Origin of the sequence: Paenibacillus sp. V4I7, assembly GCF_030817275.1 — a bacterium.
Classification (GTDB): domain Bacteria; phylum Bacillota; class Bacilli; order Paenibacillales; family NBRC-103111; genus Paenibacillus_E.
In genome coordinates this window covers 2,915,944-2,942,166 of record NZ_JAUSZD010000002.1, presented here as the reverse complement: position 1 = coordinate 2,942,166, position 26,223 = coordinate 2,915,944, and the positions used below count along the sequence as shown (strand labels likewise).

Annotated in this window: 25 protein-coding genes; 5 read left to right on the top strand and 20 right to left on the bottom strand. The window is 44.0% G+C overall.

The genetic code is table 11. The features are described from left to right. Positions 1–81 precede the first annotated feature (81 nt). Positions 82–1,527: an alkaline phosphatase PhoX gene (locus QFZ80_RS14615; protein ID WP_307559595.1), complete on the top strand. Its 1,446-nt coding sequence runs from the start codon at positions 82–84 to the stop codon at positions 1,525–1,527. A gap of 327 nt (positions 1,528–1,854) precedes the next feature. Here the strand turns inward: QFZ80_RS14615 and QFZ80_RS14610 are convergent, their stop codons facing one another. The 3 genes from QFZ80_RS14610 to QFZ80_RS14600 form a co-directional block, all read right to left on the bottom strand. Next, the gene (locus QFZ80_RS14610) at positions 1,855–2,463 is read right to left on the bottom strand and encodes a DUF4309 domain-containing protein (protein WP_307545953.1); all 609 of its coding nucleotides are present in this window, start codon (positions 2,461–2,463) and stop codon (positions 1,855–1,857) included. A 574-nt stretch (positions 2,464–3,037) separates the two neighbouring features. Continuing rightward, positions 3,038–3,607: an SF0329 family protein gene (locus QFZ80_RS14605; RefSeq protein ID WP_307559593.1), complete on the bottom strand. Its 570-nt coding sequence runs from the start codon at positions 3,605–3,607 to the stop codon at positions 3,038–3,040. Between the two features lie 816 nt (positions 3,608–4,423). Beyond that, positions 4,424–4,705: a hypothetical protein gene (locus tag QFZ80_RS14600; RefSeq protein ID WP_307545954.1), complete on the bottom strand. Its 282-nt coding sequence runs from the start codon at positions 4,703–4,705 to the stop codon at positions 4,424–4,426. A 218-nt stretch (positions 4,706–4,923) separates the two neighbouring features. Between QFZ80_RS14600 and QFZ80_RS14595 the strand changes: the two genes are divergently transcribed. Beyond that, positions 4,924–5,568, top strand: coding sequence for a hypothetical protein (locus QFZ80_RS14595; RefSeq protein WP_307545955.1), 645 nt, complete (start codon positions 4,924–4,926; stop codon positions 5,566–5,568). A gap of 261 nt (positions 5,569–5,829) precedes the next feature. Here QFZ80_RS14595 and ltrA read toward each other — a convergent pair whose 3' ends face one another. The 15 genes from ltrA to QFZ80_RS14520 form a co-directional block, all read right to left on the bottom strand. Beyond that, positions 5,830–7,122, bottom strand: coding sequence for a group II intron reverse transcriptase/maturase (ltrA, locus tag QFZ80_RS14590; RefSeq protein WP_307559591.1), 1,293 nt, complete (start codon positions 7,120–7,122; stop codon positions 5,830–5,832). 617 nt (positions 7,123–7,739) lie between these two features. Further along, the gene (locus QFZ80_RS14585; protein WP_307559589.1) at positions 7,740–8,303 is read right to left on the bottom strand and encodes a leucine-rich repeat domain-containing protein; all 564 of its coding nucleotides are present in this window, start codon (positions 8,301–8,303) and stop codon (positions 7,740–7,742) included. Positions 8,304–8,321: 18 nt separating this feature from the next. Continuing rightward, complete coding sequence (locus QFZ80_RS14580) at positions 8,322–8,651, bottom strand: HIT domain-containing protein (protein WP_307559587.1); 330 nt, start codon at positions 8,649–8,651, stop codon at positions 8,322–8,324. A gap of 138 nt (positions 8,652–8,789) precedes the next feature. Continuing rightward, complete coding sequence (locus tag QFZ80_RS14575) at positions 8,790–9,044, bottom strand: DUF2716 domain-containing protein (RefSeq protein ID WP_307559585.1); 255 nt, start codon at positions 9,042–9,044, stop codon at positions 8,790–8,792. Next, positions 9,041–9,736 (bottom strand): endonuclease/exonuclease/phosphatase family protein, encoded by a 696-nt coding sequence (locus tag QFZ80_RS14570; RefSeq protein WP_307559583.1) that lies wholly within the window; start codon positions 9,734–9,736, stop codon positions 9,041–9,043. The genes QFZ80_RS14575 and QFZ80_RS14570 overlap by 4 nt, the downstream gene beginning before the upstream one ends. 261 nt (positions 9,737–9,997) lie before the next feature. After that, a complete protein-coding gene (locus tag QFZ80_RS14565) occupies positions 9,998–11,623 on the bottom strand; it encodes an extracellular solute-binding protein (protein WP_307559581.1) in 1,626 nt (541 codons plus the stop codon). 33 nt (positions 11,624–11,656) lie between these two features. Next, positions 11,657–12,538, bottom strand: a complete 882-nt coding sequence (locus QFZ80_RS14560; protein WP_307545960.1) for a carbohydrate ABC transporter permease — start codon at positions 12,536–12,538, stop codon at positions 11,657–11,659. A gap of 15 nt (positions 12,539–12,553) precedes the next feature. Beyond that, on the bottom strand, positions 12,554–13,522 hold the full coding sequence (locus tag QFZ80_RS14555) for an ABC transporter permease (RefSeq protein WP_307559579.1): 969 nt from the start codon (positions 13,520–13,522) through the stop codon (positions 12,554–12,556). Positions 13,523–13,587: 65 nt separating this feature from the next. After that, positions 13,588–14,583 carry a Gfo/Idh/MocA family protein gene (locus QFZ80_RS14550; protein ID WP_307559577.1) on the bottom strand — a complete coding sequence of 332 codons (996 nt, stop codon included), beginning with the start codon at positions 14,581–14,583 and terminating at the stop codon, positions 13,588–13,590. Then, the gene (locus QFZ80_RS14545; RefSeq protein ID WP_307559574.1) at positions 14,580–15,569 is read right to left on the bottom strand and encodes a Gfo/Idh/MocA family protein; all 990 of its coding nucleotides are present in this window, start codon (positions 15,567–15,569) and stop codon (positions 14,580–14,582) included. Before QFZ80_RS14545 ends, QFZ80_RS14550 begins: the two co-directional genes overlap by 4 nt. Next, complete coding sequence (locus QFZ80_RS14540; protein WP_307559572.1) at positions 15,562–16,761, bottom strand: ROK family transcriptional regulator; 1,200 nt, start codon at positions 16,759–16,761, stop codon at positions 15,562–15,564. The genes QFZ80_RS14545 and QFZ80_RS14540 overlap by 8 nt, the downstream gene beginning before the upstream one ends. Before the next feature lie 769 nt (positions 16,762–17,530). Continuing rightward, positions 17,531–18,571: an NAD(P)-dependent alcohol dehydrogenase gene (locus QFZ80_RS14535; protein WP_307559570.1), complete on the bottom strand. Its 1,041-nt coding sequence runs from the start codon at positions 18,569–18,571 to the stop codon at positions 17,531–17,533. A gap of 80 nt (positions 18,572–18,651) precedes the next feature. Next, complete coding sequence (locus QFZ80_RS14530) at positions 18,652–19,821, bottom strand: MFS transporter (RefSeq protein ID WP_307545968.1); 1,170 nt, start codon at positions 19,819–19,821, stop codon at positions 18,652–18,654. 215 nt (positions 19,822–20,036) lie between these two features. Next, positions 20,037–20,366 (bottom strand): hypothetical protein, encoded by a 330-nt coding sequence (locus QFZ80_RS14525; RefSeq protein WP_483874718.1) that lies wholly within the window; start codon positions 20,364–20,366, stop codon positions 20,037–20,039. A 340-nt stretch (positions 20,367–20,706) separates the two neighbouring features. Then, positions 20,707–21,195: a cytochrome P460 family protein gene (locus QFZ80_RS14520; RefSeq protein WP_307545969.1), complete on the bottom strand. Its 489-nt coding sequence runs from the start codon at positions 21,193–21,195 to the stop codon at positions 20,707–20,709. A gap of 308 nt (positions 21,196–21,503) precedes the next feature. Between QFZ80_RS14520 and QFZ80_RS14515 the strand changes: the two genes are divergently transcribed. Then, entirely contained in the window at positions 21,504–22,049 is a 546-nt protein-coding gene (locus QFZ80_RS14515) for a TetR/AcrR family transcriptional regulator (protein ID WP_307559568.1), read from the top strand. A gap of 556 nt (positions 22,050–22,605) precedes the next feature. On the opposite strand, the gene QFZ80_RS14510 is transcribed toward QFZ80_RS14515, so the two are convergent. Then, a complete protein-coding gene (locus QFZ80_RS14510) occupies positions 22,606–23,175 on the bottom strand; it encodes a restriction endonuclease (protein WP_307545971.1) in 570 nt (189 codons plus the stop codon). 624 nt (positions 23,176–23,799) lie between these two features. On the opposite strand from QFZ80_RS14510, the gene QFZ80_RS14505 reads away from it, so the two are divergent. After that, positions 23,800–24,075 (top strand): hypothetical protein, encoded by a 276-nt coding sequence (locus QFZ80_RS14505; RefSeq protein ID WP_307545972.1) that lies wholly within the window; start codon positions 23,800–23,802, stop codon positions 24,073–24,075. A gap of 463 nt (positions 24,076–24,538) precedes the next feature. Here QFZ80_RS14505 and QFZ80_RS14500 read toward each other — a convergent pair whose 3' ends face one another. After that, complete coding sequence (locus QFZ80_RS14500; protein ID WP_307545973.1) at positions 24,539–25,423, bottom strand: RCC1 domain-containing protein; 885 nt, start codon at positions 25,421–25,423, stop codon at positions 24,539–24,541. 166 nt (positions 25,424–25,589) lie between these two features. Here QFZ80_RS14500 and QFZ80_RS14495 point away from each other — a divergent pair, with 166 nt between their 5' ends. Then, positions 25,590–25,760 carry a MerR family DNA-binding transcriptional regulator gene (locus tag QFZ80_RS14495; RefSeq protein WP_307545974.1) on the top strand — a complete coding sequence of 57 codons (171 nt, stop codon included), beginning with the start codon at positions 25,590–25,592 and terminating at the stop codon, positions 25,758–25,760. Positions 25,761–26,223 lie beyond the last annotated feature (463 nt).

Genomic DNA, 26,223 nt, shown 5'->3' with positions numbered 1-26,223 from the left:
AAAACTCAGGTTTTTCTTTAACAATTGCCATTTAAACTATTACTAGATTTAAAAAATTATTGGTGAGGAGACATGTACTTTATGAGTAGTCAAACATCTAATAATGGCATGAATAGGAGAGATTTCTTAAAAGCGGGAGGAATGGGCACACTTGCTCTTACCCTTGGATCGACTGGAGTATTAGCACTCGGTTCAAAAACATCTGCGGATACAACCAATAATCCAACCAGCGGCTTTGGCGGGTATGGTCCTTTAGTACCGGATCCAAACGGTATTCTTGATCTTCCAGAGGGTTTTCATTACAAAATTATTTCCGAAGAGGGTGGTCAGCTGACAAACGGCGAAAAAATCCCTGGAGCCTTTGATGGAATGGCAGCTTTTGAAGGACCTAACAATACAACCATTCTTGTTCGCAATCATGAATTAGGGACAAGCGGAGCCAATCCGGTAGTTGGAATCAACCCTTATAATCCTGCCGCTATAGGTGGTACAACAGCTATAGTTGTTGGTCCAAATCGAGAAGTCATCAAAGAATATGTAACCTCTTCAGGTACAATCCGAAATTGTGCCGGAGGAGCGACACCTTGGGGTACCTGGCTGACTTGTGAAGAAACACGTTCCGCGACACATGGATACGTATTCGAAGTGGACCCGCAGCAGCCGGAGAACGAAATGTCCAGAACCCCAATCAAGGATATGGGACGCTTTTCTCATGAAGCCTGCGCGATTGACCCAGCGACAGGATTTGTATACTTAACCGAGGATGCTAGCCCAAGTTACCTATACCGTTTTATCCCAAATGACAAGAGCCAAAATCCGGGTGCGTTACAAAAAGGCGGAAAGCTTTATGCGGCAGCGATTGAAGCGGTAACTGATCCAGCAGCAAGCACATTTAAAACAGGACAAAAATTTCAGATTGTTTGGAAGGAACTAGATCCTCATCTCTGCCGCGAGGATGCCAAGGCACAAGGCTGTATTGAATTCAGTAGACTAGAGGGAGCGTTCTTCCAAGCGGGTGTCTTCTGGTTCGATGACACCTCTGCCGGTGACAAAAAACTTGGACGCGTTTACCGCTATTTCCCAGCAACCAATACCTTGGAGCTTTTCTATGAGGGAAGGGATGCAAATGACATGGAATATCCAGATAATATTTGCATGACTCCGTGGGGCGACCTTTGGTTTGCAGAAGATGGTTCAGGTGATGATCGAATTATGGGGATTACACCAGAAGGCAAAATCTATCCTTTTGCCCACAACCGTCTAAGTGGATCTGAATTGGCAGGACCTATCTTCTCACCTGACGGAAACACTCTTTTTGTCAATATTCAAAGCCCGGGCAAAACCTTTGCTATCTGGGGACCGTTCCAACGCAGAAACTCTGCGCGCGCAAGGGAAATGTCTTATGCTGCTCCTGCGAAGCATTTTGCACCGCAAGTTTCGGACAAACTGGCTCAAGTTGCCGAGAGTCAAGGGATGTCAATTCTAGAAGCTGCAGCATTTGAGCGCCACGGAGTGAAGATGATTTAAACTGTTTTACAGGATTCAATTAAAAAAAGAGTAAGCCAATACTTTGTATGGTTTACATCTTTTCTTTTTACTAATTTCATTTAAAAGTAAGTGGCTGGGAGAGTTTCATAGAAAACCCCCAGACCTCTTTTTATACTTCTGCTTTAAATACAGCTGTCTCGTCGGTTATACCACCTGTCAGTACCACAATCGTCATTGTAAAAACGGTTTACTATATTTTATAAAATCAGTGAAAAAACGTTTTATTTAAAAAGTAGATGTTGTGTCTGAAAAAATAGAATCTGCTTCTTAATAAAATTTTAAGTCATTGCGCTGTTTAATGTACAGCTACAGTTTTTCTTTCTGATACTTTTCAAAGTCTATTTCGGGCTGGTTTATGTTAAGTGAAGCATATTTTATAGAAGATGTTTTTGTTTCCGCGTGAAATGATAATGTATTGTAACCGATAAGATAAACAATATAATGGTTCCCGTCAGTATCTAATTTGTCTGTATTCGGTTTACCGAGCATATTAATTACATCTGTTAGTGAATATGGTAATACATTCCCAGATATTTCCATTCTATACGCTCGTTCATTTTGATTGTCCAGCTTTAGGTAATGGTACTGGTAATTTTTCCAACGGTAAGCCTTGTCATTAGGTTCAAAGCCCAATATTCTTCTCTCTTGCGGTTCTCCCCATTTGGATTTTATATTGTCTAAATTGGTAGTTAGCCCAAACTCTATTCCTGGAATATATCCTTTTTTAACGTTTTCCAAAAATTCTGCATCCAGCGTTAAGGGCTTTTCTACTGGTTTTACAGTAACTTGCTGATCCAATGCTGTAGTCTTGATAATTTCGTTTGGTTCATTAATTGCATCAACTTTGCCTTCATAACATCCTGTAAGTAACAAACTTAGAGTACAAAAAAGTAATATACTAGATTTTAGTTTCATTTTTTCCCCTTATCTTCCTTTTCTACTGCTCGATTCTTTATTGATCAATTTCTAATTAGACGAATATATTGAGATATTGTTTCAAAATAATATTAATGTAATTTAGGCAGATTGTTATCCATTATCCTGCCCGTTAACATAATGAATCGGTATAAATAGTGATGACACTCTTGTTGTATTTTTAATTCCCGCTTTCCAATTGCTCATTCCATGCCATCAGTTCAGTGCAAACCGAATGGGAATGCACGAGTGTATTGATACATTATGATTGCTTCATAAACAGATACATCTATTTACTTTAATTTCCGACAACTACTCCTTTCCGCGTCAAACTCAAAAAAAAAGAGTGAAATGACCCACTCTCCCCATGTGTGTATTCACTTGTATGATTCACTTAGTAGAGTCGTTTTGCCGTAGCCCGTCGGTTTTAGGACTAGAAAATGTTAATACCGAATAGTGAATTATGATATATTTTTGTTGTTTCGATGTAGTAGCGTTTAGGGGGTTGGGGGATAAATATTAAATTCCAGCATGTAACTGTCGCATTTTGATAATAAACACTATTTATTAACATTCATAACGTGCTAAGCCGTAGCTCATAAAAATACTGCACAATTGGATGCTTTAACTTCATCTTCTCGGTCATGTTTAAAATTCGCTTTTTTCCAACTCTTCTGTCCACCAAAGCTAAAATATTCAATAAGATATCATTGCTCTCTAGGCTTTCCTCTATAGAAATAGATAAAAACTTATTTGCTACAACAATAAAATTAGATTTACTTAATGCTGACTGTTCTAATAAAAGCTCCTTTGCATATTCTGATATTTTTCTATTTCTTGCAATTACTTTGAGACGATCCTCCGGAACTATCCCCTTGGTATCTTTTCTGACAGCTTCAATTTCTTCATTGTTGATAGGAATTTGGATATCTGGATCATTCTTTATTTCCAGCTCCGTATGATACCATCTGATTAAGGTAGTTATATCACTCATATTGAGTACGTTCTTTTTATCTACCGCAATATAACAAAGTCCTGCTTTATCAGGTAAATAACGGTAGCTGGTTGCGCGGTATTCAAACCTTCCATATAGCGCAGGACAGAGAAAGCTTTCCAGAAGTTGTTTCAATTTGCTCCAGGCCATGTAATCCTCCTATTTAATGAGTGAACTTGCCATCTAACACCTCGAATTCCATAAAGGCTTCTATATCCTATTGAGGCAAGTCGTTCTATTATCCATAATACAATAACCAACACTTCGATCATAGTGAACCTCCCCCATTTACTTATAGCACAAGTTGAAATCGGGGCTTCTTACCATCAACATCCAACTCCTATAGAAGCGGGTTTGCCACGTCTATTCCTAAAACCCTTTATGGGGTGTCATCGAAACTGCCTAAGTTGGTGTTGAAAGAAAATAAAGTATTTAGACTGGATGAGTTGATCCCACGCGTCTTTTCGAATTACAATCTCGTCAGACTTCGTAAAAATAAGTATTAGACTGACCCCAATAAAAGAAACAGCTGCAGCATGGATGAGAAAATAAAGTCTAGACTGCCGCTGTTTTATTGCTATCGTTCTCCGTTAGTTGAATGATGAATGTGTTTTGAAGTATTGATATACTACCTTTATTCCATCCTCAATTTCTTCTTTTTCATAAGGAACTACTCCATATGCTACATAGACAAAAATTTTACGGCTGGAGTGTTGGTTTGTGCCTGACTAATTGCAAATCTACTGAATTCGGATAAGTCGTGTAAATAAAATGTCATTAAATTTTTCAATATTTCTTTCCTATCGGAATTTACCTTATCTATGAGTAACTCCATGTTTGGACAAGGATGCTTTCGTTCAAGCTTTCTTAACTCGTACAACCCCTCCGGTAGACGATAAAGATCATGCTCAAAAATTTCAAGATCCCGCATCTCTGTAAGATCGCGGATTCATTCAGGTAACTCAGTCAGCCGAATGCCCACTGATGTATATTCGCATTGGTTATCCCTTTGACTTGCTTGCCAAAGGAAGCGGTGAGCCTGCTCTGCGTAGGGTTCAGCGACCGAAGCTTAATCGTGGCCAAGTTGCATGCGTTTTGCGTAATGTTCAGCAGAAAATCAAACACGCCGCGCTGTTGATTAACCACCAGTCCCAACGTTGCGCTTAAAATGCCCGCCTCTTTGTACTTCAAGCTAGCTGCGGCCGTCATGGAAGTCGTTCCACCGATCGTTCGAAATAAACCCGGCATGATCATGCTCCTTTAGCACTTTGATGGTGTATACACCATCAAAGTGCTAAAGGAGTGTTCGGAGTGGACAAATACCTATGTCGTCGAAATTTCACATCCGGAAACAGCCAAGAAGGCTTAATTTACTGGCCCCTCTAGTTATTCCCCCACTCCAAGTCTATCGGTTCCGAATATGTTGTGGGAGATCACACATTATTCGTATTGAGGGAGTGATAGCTATGCCCGGACTGTTACGCACAGTCAACGGAACGACCACCCTTTTCGCAACGGCAAGCTTGAGATCCAAGCAAGCAGGCATTTTAAGCGCGAACATCGAATTGGTCACGAATGCCAGCCGCGGCGTCTCGGACTTCTTCCTGAACATCACGCAGAATGCATGCAACCTCGCAACGATCAAAATCCAATCGCTGACGCGCACAAGCAGCAGACTCACCGCTTCCTTCGGCAAACCAGTGAAGGGCGTCTCCGACGCCAACATCCTTCTCCAAGATAAGAACGGCAAGCTCACCGCTAGAGGATTCATTAATAAAAAAGCCATCGTTCCCATTAAATTTCATTGCGGCTGTCAAAACGGGTGCTCTTGCACGGGTACGAAAAAAGTACGATTCAAAGACGGCACAACGTTGAAGATCTCCATCGACAAATCGCTTGAGTTTGCCCTGAAGAGACTATTCACGAAGCTTGAGCGTGAACTAAAGAAGCTGATTCCACGTAGACGCAGAGGCGCTGCCGATCCCGATTGCAGAGCAAGATGTGTTCAGATTGGAAACAATTGCCGGGCTGCATGCGGCATCTTCGCTGCCTTATGCGCTCCGATCTGTTTCACCGCGCAGACGGTTTGTATCATACAGTGTGGTTTCTAAGTGGATTCGATGGCATAAAAAATACAGAGCAACGGTGGTTATCCCGCCATGCTCTGTATTCGCCCTTTGCAAGCTGCTATACGTTTTTCCGGTTATCTTCATCCCCTACCACACTTGCCTACCAGCGTATGCCGCTTCCGGTCTCCCGCCCGTTACTTGAACTAGAGTAAAGGGCTGAATATTCAGCCCCTCCTCATCAAACCGTACATGAAGTTTTCCCTCATACGGCTTTCCGATGTTCTTCAATCATGAGCATGCGGATTACAACAATGGTTTAAGCCCCATTTGTCTGGCAATATATTTAACTTCTTGAAATGAACCTATCCATCTATTTCTTTGTCTTTTCTTAGCATACCAACGGGTTAACCTTTGCAGTATGTACCAGTCCAACTTCGCTAATTTCCTATGGCTGTAGGTCGTGTGGTAGTAATTTCTCCATCCTTGAATTTTAGGATTGAGCCATCCTACCTGTTCCTCAAAAGAGCGTGAACGTGAACTCGGTGGTGCAAGTCTTTCTTTAACCACTTCCCGTATGCGTTCTTCTGCCTTTTTCGTTAACCACTGTTGCGTTGTGAAATACACGTTGCCTTGGGATGTTTCTGCTTTTGTTTTCCGATGGTGCATGCCTAGAAAGTCGAATCCTTCGTCTCCTATCCACAAGCCTACTATGCGTGTTTTGGTGGGGTGTAAGGTGAGTTCTAAACGCTCCATAATTGTAACGATGAGTTTGTACGCATGGTCCGCTTCTTTCTTCGTCTTGCAAACTACAACCATGTCGTCTGCGTACCGTGTCAACTCACCTACTCCTTTTCCATGTTTCTCCCACATTTGGTCGAAGTAGTTGAGGTAGATATTTGCCAGTAACGGCGAGATGACGCCACCTTGTGGTATGCCTAAGTCGGAGCGTCTTACCGATCCTTCTTCCATAACTCCCGCTTGTAGCCACTTCCTAATTAACTTCAATATCCGCCTGTCATTGATGCGCATTTGCACCAGTTTCATTAGCTTGTCTTGGTTAATGTTGTCGAAGTAGCCTTGGATATCGATGTCGACCACCCAATTCCCTTTACGGTTGCAGGCTTTACGGATTCGGTCTAGTGCTCCCTTTGCACCACGTTTCGGGCGAAATCCGAAGGATGTTTCATGAAAATCCGCTTCAAAGATGGGTTCAATCATTAGTTTTGTTGCCATTTGTACGACTCGGTCTCGAACCGTCGGTATTCCGAGCGGTCTTTGTTTTCCATCCTTTTTAGGAATGTATCGACGTCTCACTGGATCAGGATGGTATGTACCTTCTTGTAGCTCACGCTGACATTCCTTGATGAACGAAATCTCCCCGTGCTTTTCGATGTCTGCAAGAGTAACGGCATCAATACCAGCCGCGCCTTTGTTAGCACGCACTCTTTTCCATGCTTCGCATAGAACGTCCCATCTGTGAACCTTGTCGTACAAGGAGTGGAACTTACGTTTCTTGTTTTCCTCGGCTGCATGACCTAGCTTTTCTCGGAGTTGTTGAACTTTTTCCTTTGGTGTCGTTAGCCGATTGGCATTCACTCACTCGTACCTCCTTAAAAAGCATAAACAAAGCAGGGCTCCTTCCCTCCCGAAGGTTATGTTGTCCTTCGGTTCTTTGGTACTATGAGCCCCTCGGACTCCCTTCCTACAGACGGCTCACTTCGCTTTTCGAGCTTATAGAGTGTCTCTTTACGGTTTCTAAAAAAAAAACGTGCAGGGTAGGGTCTCCCCAGTTCACTGCATTATCTTTCATACCATGCCGATCCCTTTACACCGGAGGATTCTTCACTGCTGTTCCAAGATCTACGCAGCTTCCTTGGCCTTCGTCTATGTTCACGAGACTCAGCTTCCTCTTGTCCCTCTTGCGAGGCCTCTTTGACGATGCGGCAGGATTCACTTGATGTTACGGCCTAGTATGTTGCTCGCCCTGCCTCTGACAAGTACTTTTGTCGATGCGCTTTTACGCACAGATTTCGCCATACGCAAGCATCCTAGCTACAAGGGTGGCTTGGTCCCTCCCGTGGTTGGACTTGCACCAACTAGATAATGCGTGCCTCTGGGCACGCTGAACAAAAAAAGAGCTGCCGCAAGGCAAGCTCCTACACTATCGTTCTCCGTCCCTCGGTTTAGCTTAATGCATTTGCCCGTTAGTTAAGCTATTGTTCTGATTCAATCGTTTCCCATAACGAATCCTTTGAAATATTTATGTATTTCAATTGCTTCATACCATTGAGGAAATCGGGTTTTTGACTGATCATACACATTCCTAAGTCCAAGATTCGCAGGTTCTTAAGCCTCTCTAACTCGAGCGGTAGTTCATGGATCGAGGTGTATTGAATCGTAAGCTGCTGCAGTTGCTCCAGCTCCCCAATCTCCGGTGGGATGCGGTTTAGGCTGATCTCTTCTTTCGGCTTGGCCCGCCACCCGGGAGTCGGCCGATCCGAGCTCGCACACTGGATGCAAAGCTGCCTCAGATTCTTGAGCCTGGCAATGGATGCAGGAATACTCTCCAAATCAGCCGTCAGGATGCTTAAGCGTTCAAGCTTTCTTAACTCGAACAACCCCTCTGGTAGACGATAAAGATCCTGCTCAAAAATTTCAAGATCCCGCATCTCTGTAAGATCGCGGATTCGTTTAGGTAACTCAGTCAGCCAATGCCCACTGATGTATAGCCAGTCGGATTTATGCTTTATGGCATCATCCAGTAGACGATAGTTCATCGAGCAAGACAAATACGATTAGCATAAAGGCTCGCCGTAAAATACATGAAAATGAAGATGTTTTGAGTCTTGGTATTTCCCCAAATTAGTCAGCACCCTACATGCTCCATGCTCAGACAGCACCTGCGATGCCACCTTTTTAACGACGTCAATCAACTCAATTAAGAGTTCATTGTCGCGTTCTTCCAGTGTAAGAAGTGATGAGATATGCTTCTTAGGAATCGTAACAATGTGAACGGGATAAAAAGGCCGAGTGTGATGATATGCAAGAACGTTATCCGTCTCCAATACCTTTTGTACAGAAGTACGACCACTTAATACCTCATCGCAATAAAAATCCTCAGTCAAACATATCACCTCCGCCTCTCATTCTCCTTGTTTTAAAATTCGTAAAACTTTGACAGCATCCTGCCCGTTAGCGCAACAAAGCTGCCCATTATTTCGGCAGCCTCGTCGTGGTGTGTTTTTTGCGCTATCGTTCTCCGTTTAGCATAATCCCCTAATCACTACTTCGCCAAACAATTTTGGCCTATTAATTTCAAACTGATGAATTAGATCTCCGCCAAAGATACTTATTGTTTGTTCCCATGGATGCCCTAAATAACCCCATAAGAAATCTTTATTTATAAAGAGATAATAATCACCATCTGGATAAAAGGAAATTGTCCTCGGTGGACCCAAATGAGGATTGTAATGAAACGATTCAGTCTTCAATCGGTCCTGTCCAGCGTAAGCTGTCACAACTGCCGTTCCAAATACAAGTTGCTGATGATCGGGAAGTGGTCGGATGCTTGCGTCTGAATAACGCGGGCATTCTCGCGTTCGCCGAGCATTACGTCGCTGGAAGCCAAAATATAATCAATCGTGGTGTACGGGTTGATCGAATCAAAGGTAAACGCGTTTGGTTGGTCTGCGAATTGATTCTGAAGTTCCTTCGTGAATTTGGTCATTTCCGGAACATACGGTCTCGCGTTGAAGTCCCCCACGAGAATTTTCGGCCCGCTTCGCTTCGCCATAATGGCTAAGATTTCATTCGCATGGGTATTGCGCTGAACGACATCCAGCCCCATATGAGTGGAATAGAAGCTTAGCTGAACCCCTTGAATGTCAATGGTCGTCTCGAGCACCCCGCGCTGCTCCTGGCCATAGCTCGTAAGCCAGTAGTTTTGATTCTGCACGATGGGGTACTTGCTCAAAACAGCTGTGCCATATTGTCTTCGAGGCTGCCCCGGTTGTGACGGCGGACGGTCCAGATTAGCCCCGTACGCGAACTGCATCCCAAGCATATCGGACAATCTTTGAATCGTATCTTCGTTGTTGCTGCGGCTGGAATAATAGCGGTCCACTTCCTGCAGTCCGACGATCTCCGCGCCGGACTGCCTAATGACATCGGCAATTCTTTCCAGACTGTAATTTTCAAACGCGGTCGGCACCGTGATGAATGTTATACGACATCACTTTAATTGGAAAATGCAAGTCTGTTTTCTCCTCTGTGAAATGAACTCGATATTCTTTGGTGGTCAATCCGTCATCCGCGGTGGCCGTCACATATATATGTGTTGTCGTGAAGTACGGACTAGGGTGCCATTCACTTCGATATCTGCTTCCAGAAGCTCCCTTTTCTCGGTTCCCAAATTGGAGAGCGGTTGATTAAAGGATGAAACGATAGGATATTTACTTAGCTGGTTTTTTTATTACTTTTTGTAACGATCGTATGCGGCTTGGTAAATCTTCAAATATTCGTCGAGACCCATTTTCTTGATTGTATCGACAAACTTGTTCCAATCGGATAATGGAACTGCGCCGGTAATAAACTTGGTTGTCATTTCATCCACATATGCGGTAATATCGGTGTTCAACGCCTGCATTCTATCTGTTTCTTTGTCAGTGTAGCTGAATGCCGGCCAAACTTCCTTAGGCAGCTCCGCTGCAACTTTCTTCGCGGCTTCCAGAGATTCCGGCAAGCTTTCCGCTCCCTTGAAATATTTCTCTCTCACGATGCCCGGATAACCGCCGCCCGGCCAAGTCACGTATTTGACAAGAGCCTGTTCAAAGGTCAAGCCCTGCGGGTTCTTGTTAATTTCATCCGTATATTCGACGTTTCCATCCGGCTTTTCGATGTAGCTTTTGTCTTTGAAGCCCATGAAGAATAATTTGTTGCCTTCTTCGCTGAAGAAGTAATCCATCCAACGAACGGTCGCTTCCGGATTTTTGTTTTTGTTCGTAATTACGAACGCGCCTGGATTCGCAACGGCCGGACGGAATTCGGAGTGCAGTTTGTCGCCTCTTGGACCTGCAAGTGAAGGAGCGCCGAAATATCCGGTTTGCTTCATCAGAGTGAACGGGCTGCTTACGCGAATTGCGCCAAACACGCCTTCGGCCCCTTTGGCGAAAAATTTGTTTTGATCCTTTTCGTTTACCAGGATATCCTTATCGATCAACCCTTCGCTCCACAGCTTATTGAAATAAGTGAGCTGTTCCTTATAGCGGTCGTCTGTCGGAATAAAGCGCAGCTGGTTGTTCTCTCCCATGTCGACGAAAGAATGGCTTGATCCACGGTTTTGAAGGCCGAAGTATCCTTTGAAGTGGAGAAATATATCCTTCAGTTTAGGCGCGCTCAATGGAACTTCATCCTGCTTGCCGTTTTTGTTCAAATCGGTGTTTTTGACCGCTTTCAGATAGTTGTAAAATTCCTCGGTCGTGTTCGGTTCCTTCATCCCTAATGCATCAAGCCATTCCTTCTTCAGCCAAAGCTTGGCGCCCATACGAACAGACGGGAAATCAGGAGAGAGCATGTTCGGGAAGCTGTAGATGTTGCCGTCCGGCATCGTGATCGCCTTTTTAACTTCAGGATTTTGATCCATGATCTTCTTGAAGTTAGGCGCATGCTTGTCGATCAGGTCGTTCAGTTTGATTAACGCGCCTTGGCTGCCGTACTTCATTAAATCGTCGGTGTTAAATCTTCCCAGGTAAACCGCATCGGGGTAATCGCCGCCTGCCATCATCAAATTTCGCTTCTCCGTCAGCGCGTCAAAAGGTACGAGCTGGAAGTCTACATGAATGTTGGTCATTTTGGCGTATTCCTGCCACAGCATTGTTTCATTCCAATTGTTGGCCGTTGTTGGAGCTTTACCGGCCATCATCGTCAGCTTAATCGGCTCTTTCACAATCGGAAACCCGGTAGCACTAACCTTGTCGTTCCCGGCGGGAGCCGACGAGTTCTTATTGCCTGATCCGGCGTCGCCGTCCCCACAGCCTGTGACAAGTCCGGCGGATACCGCCGTTGTCAGGATCAAATATACCCATTTTTTCGATTTCATAGATAAACCTCCCTGTTTTTAATGAAACATGATTTATCCTTTAAGGGCTCCTATCATTACACCCTTAACGAAATACTTTTGTAAAAGCGGATATAGCAAAAGCACTGGCAAATTGGCGATTACGACGACGGCGTACTTGATGACTTCGACTTCCATGAGCTTCTTCGCTAGTGAATCATCTGCCATATCAATCATGGCCGCCATTTGCCCCTGAATTAATATTTCTCTCAGGATGAGCTGCAGCGGGTATTTGGCACGATCTGATAAATAGATCAAGGCGTTAAAGAACGCATTCCAGTGTCCGACCGCGTAGAACAGAATCATGACCGCAATGATTGGCATAGACAACGGCAGTACCACACGCAGTAAAATCCGGAAATTATTGCAGCCGTCTATCGAAGCTGCCTCTTGTATCTCGTGAGGAATGCTGCTTTGGAAAAACGTCCTCATGATGATCACGTTATATACCGAAATCGCATTCGGAATAATCAGCGCCCAAATGGTGTTGAGCATGCCCAGATTTTTCACCAGCAAATACGACGGAATCAATCCGCCGCTGAAAAAAATCGTAAATACGATAATAGCGGTAATAACGTAGCGTCCACGGAAGTCCGGTCTCGATAGAGGATACGCTGCGCATATCGTTAGCACGAGGTTGATCGCCGTACCGACCAGGGTGTATACAATCGTATTCATGTACCCGGTCAATATCTCCTTATTTTGAAATACGCGCTCGTAACCGATAAAGTTGATACCCTTGGGTAGCAGCCAAAGCTGGCCTCTAGCTACCACGGAGGGTTCACTGATGGACGCGCTTAGTACAAACAAAAGAGGATACAAAACAATAACGGTAATTAGTACAAGCAATAGGGTATTAATGGTATCGAACACCCGGTCTCCCCGGCTATTATCCATGTGGTGTCCCCTCCATTACCATAGGCTGGTTTGATTCATTCGTTTAGCTGCAAAGTTCACGAGTATGAGAAGAATAAAGTTGATGATCGAGTTAAAAAGGCCGATTGCTGCGGAGAAGCTGTACTGCGCCTGGATGATACCGCTTTTGTACACGTAAGTGGAAATGACTTCGGAGCTTTCTAAGTTAAGATCATTCTGCATGAGAAAAACTTTTTCGAAGCCAACACCCATGATCGATCCCATGTTTAGAATCAGCAATATGACAATCGTTGGCATAATCCCCGGCAAATTGACGTGCCAAATGCGCTGCAGCCGCGTAGCCCCGTCTACCTTGGCCGCTTCGTGAAGCTGAGGATCGATGCCTGCCAGCGCCGCAAGGTAAATGATTGAGCTCCACCCCATTTGTTGCCACACACCCGATCCGACGTAAATCGTTTTGAACCAAGCCGGCTCCGTAATAAACGAAATAGGCTGTCCTCCGAAAAGCACGATTAACTTATTGATCATGCCGGTTTCCGGAGCGAGAAACATAACGACTATGCCGACGAGCACAACCGTGGAAAGAAAATGCGGCGCATATGTAACCGTTTGCACTATTTTTTTGAAAAATATCCTCGATTGCTTTACTTCATTAATCATTAAAGCAAGAATGATAGGCACCGGGAACCCCACCACCAGCTGATATAAGCTAACTCCCAGCGTATTGGTAATGAGCCGCCAGAAGAAATAGCTGTCGAAGAAGCGCTCGAAATGCCTCATGCCTATCCATGAACTGCCCCATATTCCTTTGGTGGCGACAAAATTTTTGAAAGCGATTTGAACACCGTACATCGGAATATATTCAAAAATGATAAAGTAAGCTAGAACTGGGGAAATGAGCAAATATAGCTCCCAGTTTCTAAGGTAAGGCTTTAAGATCGTCCGCGTTCTCGATTTGGGCTGAACAACCTTTTGCGGCTGCAATGAAGTGTCCTGCAAAAACATTCACCTCTTCCTAAAGCACAGTATAGAACATATCGTACCCTTGTCTTCATCAGGGTGCTGGAAGATCAGTAATGCTTTACCTGTATCATCTTGCCTTGCTCGACAGATTCATAAGCGGACCATGCCACCTCGGCGGCACGCAGTCCATCCAAGCCGGTGATGCTGGACTGGCGGTTTTCACGAATGCTGGCGATAAACTCCGCAACCAGAGCAGTGTTGGACTTATCGCCCCAGTTCACATTTTTATGTGAATTGGTTGATCCGTTTTCCCATAAGCTGCCCGCCTGCGCGAACGCGTCCAAGTGAATGGCGCCTTCCTTTCCAATGATCCTCATGGTTACGTCGCCCCAAGTGGAGAACGATTCAGGCCTTGACCAGCTCGTATCCAAAGTAGCGATTACGCCGTTATCAAAGATCATTGAAAGCAGCCCGCAATCGTCGACCGGGATATCATGCAGGAGAGTATCGGCCTCTGCGTATACTTCCCTCACTTCACTCTGGAGGAACCATCTCATTAGGTCTACAACGTGGACTGTATGGTCGAGAACCGCACCGCCGCCGGACAGAGCCTTGTCGACAAACCAGCCTCCCGGCATTTTTCCGTGATTCGTTGCCGCAATGGCAACAATATCGCCGATATCTCCGGAGTCGATTTGGTGTTTGACTAATTTCACCGATTCGTTCTCACGTACGGGAAAGGCGGTTTGCAGCACGAGATTTTGCTTAGCGCACAAGTCAATCAGCTCACGGGCCTCCCCCCCATTTGTCGTGATCGGCTTTTCGACCAGAATGTGCTTTTTCGCTGTAGCCGCTGCGATGGCCAAAGGAAAGTGCTTTTTATTCTCGGAAGAGATGACGACCCCGTCGATCTGCTGCAAGAGCTGTTTATAGTCGGGGTAAAAGGTTGTGTTGAAGCGTTTGGCAGCTTCTTGTCCGCGCTGCGGGTCATCATCGAAAACTCCGGTAATTTCTACGCCTTCAATAGTCTGCAGCCCCGCCGCATAGCTATTAGCATGGCCTATATGGGCGAAACTGATCATTCCGATCCTCAGCTTGTTCATCGATTGACAACCTCCAAATCGACCGGTTTGTTGCTCTGTGCGGAGTGCAATGCTGCGAGACCTATCTTAAGCGACTCCAAAGCTTCCTCGCCTGAGGTAAGTGGAACTTCCTTATTCTTTACGCAGTGAACAAAATGTTCCAGTTCAAGTGCATAAGGGCTTTTCGCGAGCGGGCTATCCGGCACGCCAGCTGCCGCTGTAGTGGCGCTGAACTGAACGACGGAATTTGATTTATCTCTATCGTATTGAACCATTCCTTTGGTGCCCGCGATCTCCAGTGAAGTCTGGAAAGGCGCGCCCTGCGGGTAAGCCCAGCTTGCTTCTACGTGCGCCATAACGCCACTCTCGAAGCGAATCAGCGTAAGCGAATGATCGAATTTTTCGTGTTTCCCGCCGAGCGTCCGGCTGAATACCCGGCGGACCGGCCCGAAGCACCAACGCAAATAGTCAATATCATGAATGGCGAGATCGATAATCGGTCCCCCGCTTCGCGCATAATCGCCGAACCAGGTTGACCATTTGGGAAATGCGCCGGAGCGGATCGTCCGAACAACGCCCGGCTTGCCTAGCCTCTCGGATTGCAGCAGCTCTCTCGCCGAGCGATATTCCGGGAAAAATCGAACGACGTGACCCACCATCAGTGTCACATCTGCCTTTTTGCAGGCTTCGATCATGGCCGTAGCGTCATCCACTGTAAGCGCAATAGGCTTCTCGCAGAAAACATGCTTGCCATATGCAGCTGCAAGCTCTACCGCCTCACGGTGAAGATCGGTGGGCAGACAAATATCGACTGCATCGATGTTAGCATTTTTCAACAAATCCTCCAGACTGCTGTATATATCGGCGTTCCATCCGCCAGCAATCTTCTGCGCCTTTTCTGTGACTACATCGCAAACCGCTTCAATGGTTACGTCAGTTAGCTGCCTATACGCCCGATGGTGCGTATTGCCCATCGTACCAGCTCCCACCAAGCCTATTTTAATCATGATGCGCCCTCTCCGTTCTGTCTCCCATTTCGAAACTGACATTTTGAAAAAAATGGTTCAAGGCTAGCGACCCCGCGCCAATAATCCCGGCGTTTAAGCGGGTCAAACATTCCTCAATTTGTACGTGCTCTGAAAACACTCGCATGTTGCGTGTTTTCACTTGCTTTTTAACCTGATCGAACAAACGCTCGTTATTTAATGCAAGCTCACCTCCTATTAGAATTAACGAAGGATTAAACAAATGTACTAGAGTCACAATCCCTCTTCCCAGCATCTCTCCCACATAATCCATCAAGCGTAATGCATGGAACTCCCCCTCGTTGCTAAGCCGAGCGAGCTCCGCTAGTGAGGGAACATCCTCACTGCCAGTCCAGCTACGCCATTGGTCCATCAACATCTCGGCCCCAATCAGCTTCCCAAGGCACCCAATGTTGCCACAATGGCAAAGGGGACCGGATTCGTCAACGGAAATATGCCCGAATTCCCCGGCGCCTCCAGCACCTCCGGTAAACAAGTTACCTGAGAGAAACAGTCCAGCTCCAACCGCTTTGCCCACGTGAAGGTAAAGAAAATTCTGTACATTCTGGCTTCGGCCATAAAGAAATTCTCCATAGGCGGCTGCATTTGCATCGTTCTCCAATAGAGTCGGAACTTGAAAATGCCTCTCCAGCTCCTCTTTCAGCGACAAGTGGTTAATATTCAAGCTTGAGGCGGTTATGACCCTGCTCTTATTCGGATCGATGATGCCCGGTACGGCAATGCCAATACCAAGCAAGCGCGGACCTTGAATTTTCCGGACCATTTCGTGAATAACCTCAAGCAGGATCGCGATAAGGTCTCCTTGCTTGATGGCAGGAATCGGTTTAGTGATCAGGAATTCGGCATTCAGATTGAGGATGGCGGCACGGCTTTGCTCCAGATCTATGGCGACCACCATTCCGGCATCCTTTGCCAGCTCGACCAATATTGGCTTCCTTCCTCCACTGGAATCTCCCTTACCTACTTCTTTTACGAAACCAATGGCAATGAAATGATCGACGATCACTGTTGCCGTGCTCGGGCTTAACCGCAAATCCTTTGCTAATTGGGAACGGGACAAAGGCCCTTTCTCCCGAATGGCATTAAATATCAATGCCTGGTTAATTTCTTTCATTAGCTGGAGATTCCCGGTCCGAGCCATTTCCGTATTCATCAATAAATTAGCCCCTTCCCATTCACAGTCACTTTTTCCAATGAACAAATTAAGTATTTTAAAGATATTCAATGAATTTTTGAAAATTCCTTCACACATTATTCGAATTTTATAATATATTTTGAAAATTATAAAAATTTGAAATAACGTCATCAACCATGGTGATAGTCACGGAGATGGACGAGTCGCGGCTCCCGTAATTACCTGTCGCCGTGTGGATGCCGTCAACATAGGTAGATTCTTTACCTATTTTGAACTCGAACCACTGTAACCGGCATTTGAGGGAAACGGCGATTGCCTGACTGCCATATCCTTCGTCGAGCATGATGCCATGACAAAAGACAAGGAAATCCCTAAGATCGTCGTTACTTTAATCCTTTTGCTCAGCTTAGTCATAATCAATACCCTCTCCTTTCCTTGCGAATTGGGCTTTCTAGGGTGTATCCTGTTGGAGCATCCCACTTTCACGAGAAAAGCTCATCCTTGTAGTGTTCTGCGAGATCTCAGCGCGGCAGGCAAACATCCTTGCGTACGAGAACCGGAAGACCTCCACTGATGAAGAAGAAAGAACTTGATCCCATTAAATATAAAAGCCGCGATTTACGCGACTATTAATGAGAATATGTTCTTGTCACCCTACATCTAATGACACAAAACTCCCTGCATTTTTGACACAAATATCCATACATTTTCCCCATTGCTGCTGCTACTTTTTTTTGGATCATAATTCATGGATCTTCTTCTTCGTGCCCATTACTCGTTATTCATTCTACATCGTGTTGATGTCGATCACGAAGCGATACCGGACATCGGAAGCTAATACGCGCGCCCAAGCTTCATCAATCTGCTTAGCAGCAATAACCTCAATCTCAGGAGCAATGTGGTGTTCAGCGCAGAAATCAAGCATTTCCTGCGTTTCGCGAATGCCGCCGATCATTGAGCCGGCAAACGACCGACGCTGAAGGATAAGCGGAAATACGTTAACCTCCATCGGCTCGGCTGGGGCACCGACATTGACCAGTGTACCGTCCAGCGCCAGCAACGAAAGGTAGGCACTAATATCAATCTTCGCGCTTACTGTATTGACGATAAGGTCGAACGAACCCGCCAATGTCTTAAACGTCTCTGGATCGTTCGTGGCATAATATTGGTCCGCACCAAGACGCAAACCGTCTACTTTCTTCTTCAGGCTCTGTGATAAAACCGTAACCTCTGCCCCCATGGCATGAGCGAGCTTTACTGCCATATGGCCAAGCCCACCAAATCCAACAACGGCTACCTTCTTGCCAGGGCCAGCTCCCCAGTGGCGCAGCGGCGAGTACGTTGTAATACCGGCGCACAGCAGCGGAGCGGCAACGTCAAGCCCAAGGCTGTCAGGAATTCGGACCACGAAGTCTTCGGTTACGACGATATGAGTGGAATAACCGCCCTGCGTATATTGCCCGTACCTATCGATCGCGGCGTAGGTGCCGGTATTTCCACTGAGGCAATACTGTTCATCTCCCTTACGGCAGTGTTCACATTCTCTGCAGGAGTCAACCATGCAGCCTACCCCTACTCGGTCGCCAACGGCATACTTTGTAACTTCCGAACCAACCTGGATGACTATTCCGGCAATCTCGTGCCCTGGAACGAGAGGATAGTTTACCGGTCCCCACTCGCCGCGGGCTGTATGGATGTCAGAGTGGCAAATACCTGCGTACTTAATTTCAATAAGGACATCATGCGGCTCAAGATCCCTGCGCTCAATCGTGGTCAGTTTGAACGGACCCTCTGGGCTGAATACAGCACGTGCATTAGCAATTATCATCGTATTACCTCCTACAATTCATGAACTATTTGTTATTTCATTCGTATTGGTTAGATTTGTTTAAAAAATAGAGGAATTCCTTATCTTGAAACTTGTCGAGTGGGAGTAAACATGTAGTTTCTTAGTAAAATGGTTATAAAACTCAATACTAATGATAGTAGTCCCACTAATACGACATATTGTGTACCCATTTCCTCTATAAATAACCCACCTACAGCAGCACCAAATGTTACCCCTAAGTTAGCAGATGTTAAAAATAGTCCATTAGCAAAATCAGGTGCTTCAGGAGCCGAAGACATCATCAAATATTGATTCATATTCGCCCCTATACCAGCTAATATACCCCAGATTAAAGTAATGATCGCCATTGGTAGGCTAAACTGTCCTGTGAAGAATAATATGGTGTAAACAGCTCCTAATATAAAAGGAAAAGATACGACAGATTTGCTAGCATTATTAGTGAGTAGCTTTCCTGCGACTACGTTTCCAATAATATTGGCACCACCGTATATAAACAACATTGAACTAATTGTATTCGAAGACATATTCGTAACAGTTTTCAGATACTCAGCAAGATAACTATAAACTCCAAATATTGCTGAGTTGATTAAAAGAATAGCCACGATGGAAAGCCATGTAATTGGTTTTTTTAACACGGATAATTGTGCTCCGTAAGAAAGTCTTTCCTCAACAGGTATAGATGGTACAAATAGTAATGTAGCAATGAATACCATAATATTTACAGCAGCAAAGAATACCATCGCCATTTGTAAAGTAGTTACACTTGCAATGAAACTGGCGATTGGTACACCGATTACCATTCCGGCAGATACTCCAATAAAAACTTTTGAAACAGCTTTTGGAGCTTCTTCTTTATTAACCGAGGCCGCAGCTACAGTAAATGCCAATGAACAATAAACTGGATGAAAAATCCCTGGTATTACACGAGCAATTAATGCAACAGTAAAGCTAGATGTAAATATGGAGACTATATTCCCCAGAACGAAAACACCAAGTACCAGTAACATGACCTTCTTCCGATTCATACCCGAAAACAATAATGGCAAGATTGGACCAGACACTGCAACTGCAAGGGCAAAAGAACTTACCAACCATCCTGCAGTGGATACACTCACATTAAAGTGATCAGAGATGGAAGGCAATAATCCAATAACCCCCATTTCGGTATTTAAAATGCCGAAGACTCCTACGGTTAAAATGAAAATCAACAAATTATTGCGTTTAACCAAAATACACCTCGATTTATGTCCAAATAGGCTATTATAAATGTCTTCTTCTTAGCACATTGATCCCAGCTAGTGTCGGCTTTCTTTGATGTAGCACATATGTCTATATATTAAACATGTATAGGACTTCTTCAATTGTTAATTACGCTTAATCTGTCAAGTATTGAACATTCACATTAAAAGTGTTAATTATTGTGCTTCAACCACCTTAAAAAACGCTAATCAGTCATTTTTTCGTTGATGGCTACCTTCTGCTTCCGCATAAATATTAACGAATAATGAGTCCCGCCGATATAGATTCCCATGATCTCTAGTTGATCTCTAATAAAACTTAAAAGAGAACCATTACCGCCCCAACCAAAAGGATTATATATAAATAGCTTGGAACCCATATTCCCCTTAACGGAAGCTTCCACACCATAGATAACAATTAACACCACAAGTATACGTAGGATAATGAGGCGTTGGCGATTTTCAGCAGTTATTCCTGTCATTTTTCGTACCGTTTGAATGATTCTTCCCCAGGATATTCCAATATGAACAGCCATAAGAATAAATCCCCAGTATGCAGATAGAACATGAGTCTGTCTAGCGAGCATATCATCATTGGTAGAAATAGAGTCGAATAGATCACGGGATATAGGCACGGCACTAATCAGCGCCATAGTCATAGTCATCAGAAATAACAGATTTATCGCTATACCGATAATTCGCTATACATTGTACTTGCCTTTAAGGATCGCCTTATACCAGCGCCGGTTTAAGATATTGTGGACAATAAACAAGATAAACAGGAATACTCCGACTATTTCGTGGGCCCGATTTCCAGTAATCGAATAAGCCATTGCGACTATCGTGAAAATCAGCATCATAAAATCAATGACAAGCTTACGTGAAATCATTAACTTCCTGGCCTGCGTGGCAGGAGATACAGCTTGGAATGCTGCGCTGTTCATTTACCGACCTGTCGGGATTGAATGCTTGATAACGCCAATCCCCGTTTTTCTCCCCTGAGGGCTCATCGTTCCAGTCGTTGCGCTTTTCCGCTACGAGAGTTTCATCAAGCTTTCCATCTTTATATATCACAAGAGTGAGTACTGTTCCATCAGGAAAAGGCTCTCCGTTTTTCGCAGCCTCAATCGCTTCCCGACTTGTATATAGCGGTTCTGTGATATTTCCTCGCTTTATAGTTGAATAGAGAATACCATCCTCGTAATTTCCAGGAAATTTAACAGGATTATCATAATTTTTTTGATAGTTCTCGACTTTAGCTTCCAGCTGTCCAGTCATGCTCATCATGTCATTATTTTTGCTTCCACATGAGGTGACTACTAAAATTGGCACTAATCCGAGAACAAGCCAAAATATTCTTTTCACCGTTTTCCCTCCTTCGAAACATCATTTTTTTCAAATGAAGCTTTTTTCTATGCAGCAAGTGCTTACAACTGCCGCCAACTTACTAATGAATTGTTTGAAATGTCTAATGAGCGTGCTAATCCTCCTTTCTTGGTCGTTGAAAACATAACCAATAGTAGACCTTGATGTATTATTAAACATTCGTCTATAATTATATACGTGTATGGGGAGCACGCAATGGTTAAGTTGGTGTGTTTTGTCAATTATTAGACAGTTGCACGATTATAGTTTATTAACGTTAATTAATATAGAAAGTTTGGTGAATTTTGATGCCGAAAGTTGATCGAAGAATTAAAAAATCCCAACAAGCATTAAAGAAAGCGGTTCTTGAATTGATGGCTGAAAAAAACTTTGACGACATTACTATTCAAGATCTGTCGGACCGAGCGGATGTAAGCCGTGGGACCATTTACCTTCATTACATGGATAAATATGATCTGCTTGATAAGCTGATTGAAGGACACATAGACGAAATGAGAGAAATGTGCGTTGACCATGCGGACATGGATCATATTGAATGTTCTTTCATTTGCACCGAATACTTAGATAATAATTATGATTTCTTCGCCACGATGTTAGCGAGTAAGGGAGCTCCTTATTTTCATAAGCGATTCATGGACTATCAGATCGAAGAGTTTGTTAAAGACATAGATGTTACAAATGGAATAAACAAGGGATTCGATAGGGATGTTACTGTACGTTTTATTGCATCTGCTTACGTAGGTGTAGTGGAATGGTGGTTTAAGAATGACCGACCAATCCCCCACCAAGAATTAGCCAAGCAGTTAGGGGAATTGATAGTGAGGAATGTGTAGACCCATCAAGTACACAGCATAAATATTACAAACTGTTAGGCAGCCTTGCTCCTGAACTCCATCGGAATGAGGCCGTCTAATTTTGCTTGTCTTTCTGGATTATTCGATGCCTTCTACAAAGGGATAAACCAGCAAAGTATAACCATCCAGGATTTTATATTTTGTCGCACATTTTTGAATAAGGAAATTTAAATTCAACTGCTAAGCCTGTCTTCTGACCCATCCTAAAACGTACTTCTCTGTTACACTCCTTCACCCTTTCTTCTAAATTCAACAAACCAAAGCCCATCTTAATGGAACTTAAATAGTTGCGTTAACCTGCCAGTTCAATCATTAGGTATCCTTTCCAGCTATTTCTATATCCACCTCATTCACTCCCAACCATCTGTCGTGAATGAGATAAAGTTCTTGTCAAAATCGGGAATGGGATAAAGTTGATTGATGAATGAATGAATGAATGATTGAATCCAATCCACATCAACACACCTCTATATTGCTTCTTCGCTCTGATGGGAATGAGAAAAGCATCATCGAATGATGATGCTTTTCTGGTTACTTAATGCACTAACGTTGGGTTATGGAAAACGGCTCTTGACTCCAATCTTCTTAACCACATTTCTACTAATTGTGTACCTTCTATTAGTTCGATATTAAGTCCTTCTGCGTAGTCACGTGCTTTTTCTGTAAAACTGCTGGTTGTTACTACATAACCACCTTTTGCACCTTGTTTTATCATCTGAGAGTGGATTATTGCTATTGGTTCATATTTTAAAGGTTTGTCATAACACTTAACTTGTCCAAGGTATAAACCGTCTTCCCGATACTCTTCAATATCAACACCAAAATCTCCAGATTTTTTTGTGACATAGGTTCGACTATCGTGTATGTGTTCCATAATTTCTGCTACAAAATACTCAAAATCAAAAGGGTCTTCTTTATCAGGATTATCCTCATCCTTCTTAAACCTCTGGTAAATACCATGTTTTAACGTATCACGTAATTCGTGATTGATTTTCAACATTCCGATAATGTTTTCACGTTCTTGGTTTAACTTTTCTCGGAAATAATAATACATCATTGGTATTAAGCTTATTACTAGCACAACAACTACGGTCTGAAAACTCATAAACATCCCTCCATCCATACATTATTGACAAAAAGTAAGATCAAAAAACTCTAACTTAAACTACAATAAAGATAAGATGGGGAATCGCATCACTTACCCTCATGCAACATTAAAGTCAGAAAGATAAAATACTTCCAACTTATGTCCACCAAAGTCCTCACACTCAATTTCCCATTTTTGAAGTACTTACTACCCCAGTCTTTTTCTTTAAGTGGTGCTAGGTCCCTCCATCCCATTTTCCAAGAATCCAGTGCGTCGAGAATAGCCTCATTATAAGCAAGATCAACTGCGTTAGCGATCCTTTTCGGGAGACCATCGGGGCCTTGTTCGATTTCACGAAAGCCAACGCCATCACGATAATATTCAACAATGGCTTTTCCTTTCTCCTGCTGCCCCCTCCGCTATCTCAAGTCGACTTTAGCTGTTAGCTCTGTCTCGAATTTTGCTTCTAGCCTAGCTAGTCTTTCACCGTCAATAAATTCGTTTGCCATGTTTCTCCTACCTCTACAAAGTTAAAAGAGCCTATTTCTAGGCTCCGTTCATGCAAGAATTAAATTAAATTACTGACTTCAAAACTACATAATGGTATAATTTTCCTATTAATTATAGGGAGATGATGATATTATGCCTGATGACATCCAGCTCTATATTCCAGTAAAAAAAGAATCTGTTGAAAAATCCTTTAATACACTCGGCGACTTAACAGAAGACGACACCAATGAAGAACTTGTTCCCTTTACTCAAGAAATCGTTGAAAAAATCGCAGCCAAGTTTACCAACTTTGAATTAAATAATCTTCAAGTATCTGTGAGTGCAAAAATAGGATCAGGCAACGCATTAAAATGGGTTGTAAGTCTAGAAGGCACTGGTGGACTTGTTCTTAACTTTAAGAAATTGTAGAGTTAACTACCTTCGGGTAGTTTTTTTGTATTACTTAACAGTGTGAATCTAATAGGGCCTATCCATCCTTTCGAGAAATACATTGCGTCATCCCCATCAAAAGGTCAAAGTACTCCACAATGAATCTACAGGAGTAGTAAATCTTACTCTTGAACTAATTACAAGAAAGCGATAATGAGGGTTTGTTAAGATTTGCAAAATCTTAAAGGTTTAGTCCATTTTCATCCAAAAGTTTTCCTAAGAGTAAACCCTTCACCTTTTCAGGCATGGAAGCAAAACCGGTTCGCATTCCCCTTTTGTGAAGCAAAAGTAGTTGCAATCAAAATAAAGCCCTGAGTACCTGGCTTCGACCCTCAGCTGCTCCGTGATGTCGTGTAAAACATTTGGCTATTAATACAAAATATAAGCCATGCGAGGGAAATCGGCGCATGGCTTTCATTATATGTATTATTAATATTGTAAACTAATTGCCGGGCAGTTGGATGCCACGCCAGCCGCTTACTTCGCATTGGCCATATTCATTATCACCCACAGCAACCACCGTGCCGTCCGATTTAAGGCCGAGAGTATGAGCGCAACCCGCCGCAACCGCCACAATATCGCGCCAGCCACTTACATTGCATTGGCCATGCTCATTCCAACCCACAGCCGCCACCGTGCCGTCCGATTTAAGGCCGATGGTATGATTACTACCCGCCGCTATCGCCACAATACCGCGCCAGCCGCTTACATCGCATTGATCACGCTTATTCCAACCCACAGCCGCCACCGTGCCGTCCGATTTAAGCCCGACGGTATGAAGGTAACCCGCCGCTGCCGCCACTATGTCGCGCCAGCCGCTTACATTGCATTGGCCATACCGATTATTACCCACAATCGTCGCCGTGCCGTCCGATTTAAGCCCGACGGTATGCCAGTCACCCGCTGCTACCGCCACCATATCACGCCAGCCGCTTACATTGCATTGGCCTTCATTATTTCGACCCACAGCCACCACCGTGCCATCCGATTTAAGCCCGACGGTACGACGCCAACCCGCCGCAACCGCCGCAATATCGCACCAGCCGCTTACATCGCATTGGTCATGCTTATTCCAACCCACAGCCGCCACCGTGCCGTCCGATTTAAGCCCGATTGTATGAGCATTACCCGTATGAGCATTACCCGCCGCAACCGCCACAATATCGCGCCAGCCGCTTACATCACATTGGCCATATTTATTATCACCCACAGCTGTCACCGTGCCGTCCAATTTAAGCCCGACGGTATGACGATAACCCGCCGCTATGGTATCTTTAGGCCACCTTTTCACCTTTAACGCCGCTTCTTTCGGTGAAATGCAATCCATGTTTTACCTCCTCGTATTCTTTTCTTTCCATCCGATCATATTTGATCATATAACATTCATGCAAGATTTCGTTTCATATTCCTTGAACCCTTGCGCAGAAACCAAATATTTCGTTTAATATTGTTGTAGAAGTTTAAGGTTTAACTTAAAGGAAAGGTGATCAACAATGGAAATCAATTATACGCCGAAGCAGATTGCCAAGAAACTTAGCGTTAGCACGACCAACTTGCGACGATATGAAGAACTCGACTTGGTACCCGACGTACCTCGAACAGCAAGTAAAAGAAGATGTTACACATCGTTCCATGTTCAAGCATTCGTTGCCTTACATGTTTAAATTAAGGGATACGATATTCCTGTCGTCTACGATGTCATGAGGTTATTAAAGAAAGGCCACAGAGAACAGGCTCTATGGGTAGTCAATCTACAGAAATATAACATTCAAACAGAAAAGCAACGAATCGAAGAGGTCATAAGGCTGATTCGAAATACTGCAGAAGCTAAATGAGCAATTGGCAAATCAACTGTATGCATTACTGTTTAAATCCATTAACTCCTTTAGCCAAATCTCAATCAATTTCCTAAACTCAACAGTTTCTATCATTGACTCATATGGGATATCTAAATACGTTCCCGTACCAGACATGATACTCTTCTTACCCAGATAAAATCTTATCTATTTCCCTAGTTACAAGTTCATTCCTGGCGATAACGAGGCGTATCGCCATCGCCCGAGCGTAGGCAGGAGATCCTCTTCGGCCTCGTGTTCTAATAGACACATCACGAACGTACGTGCTATA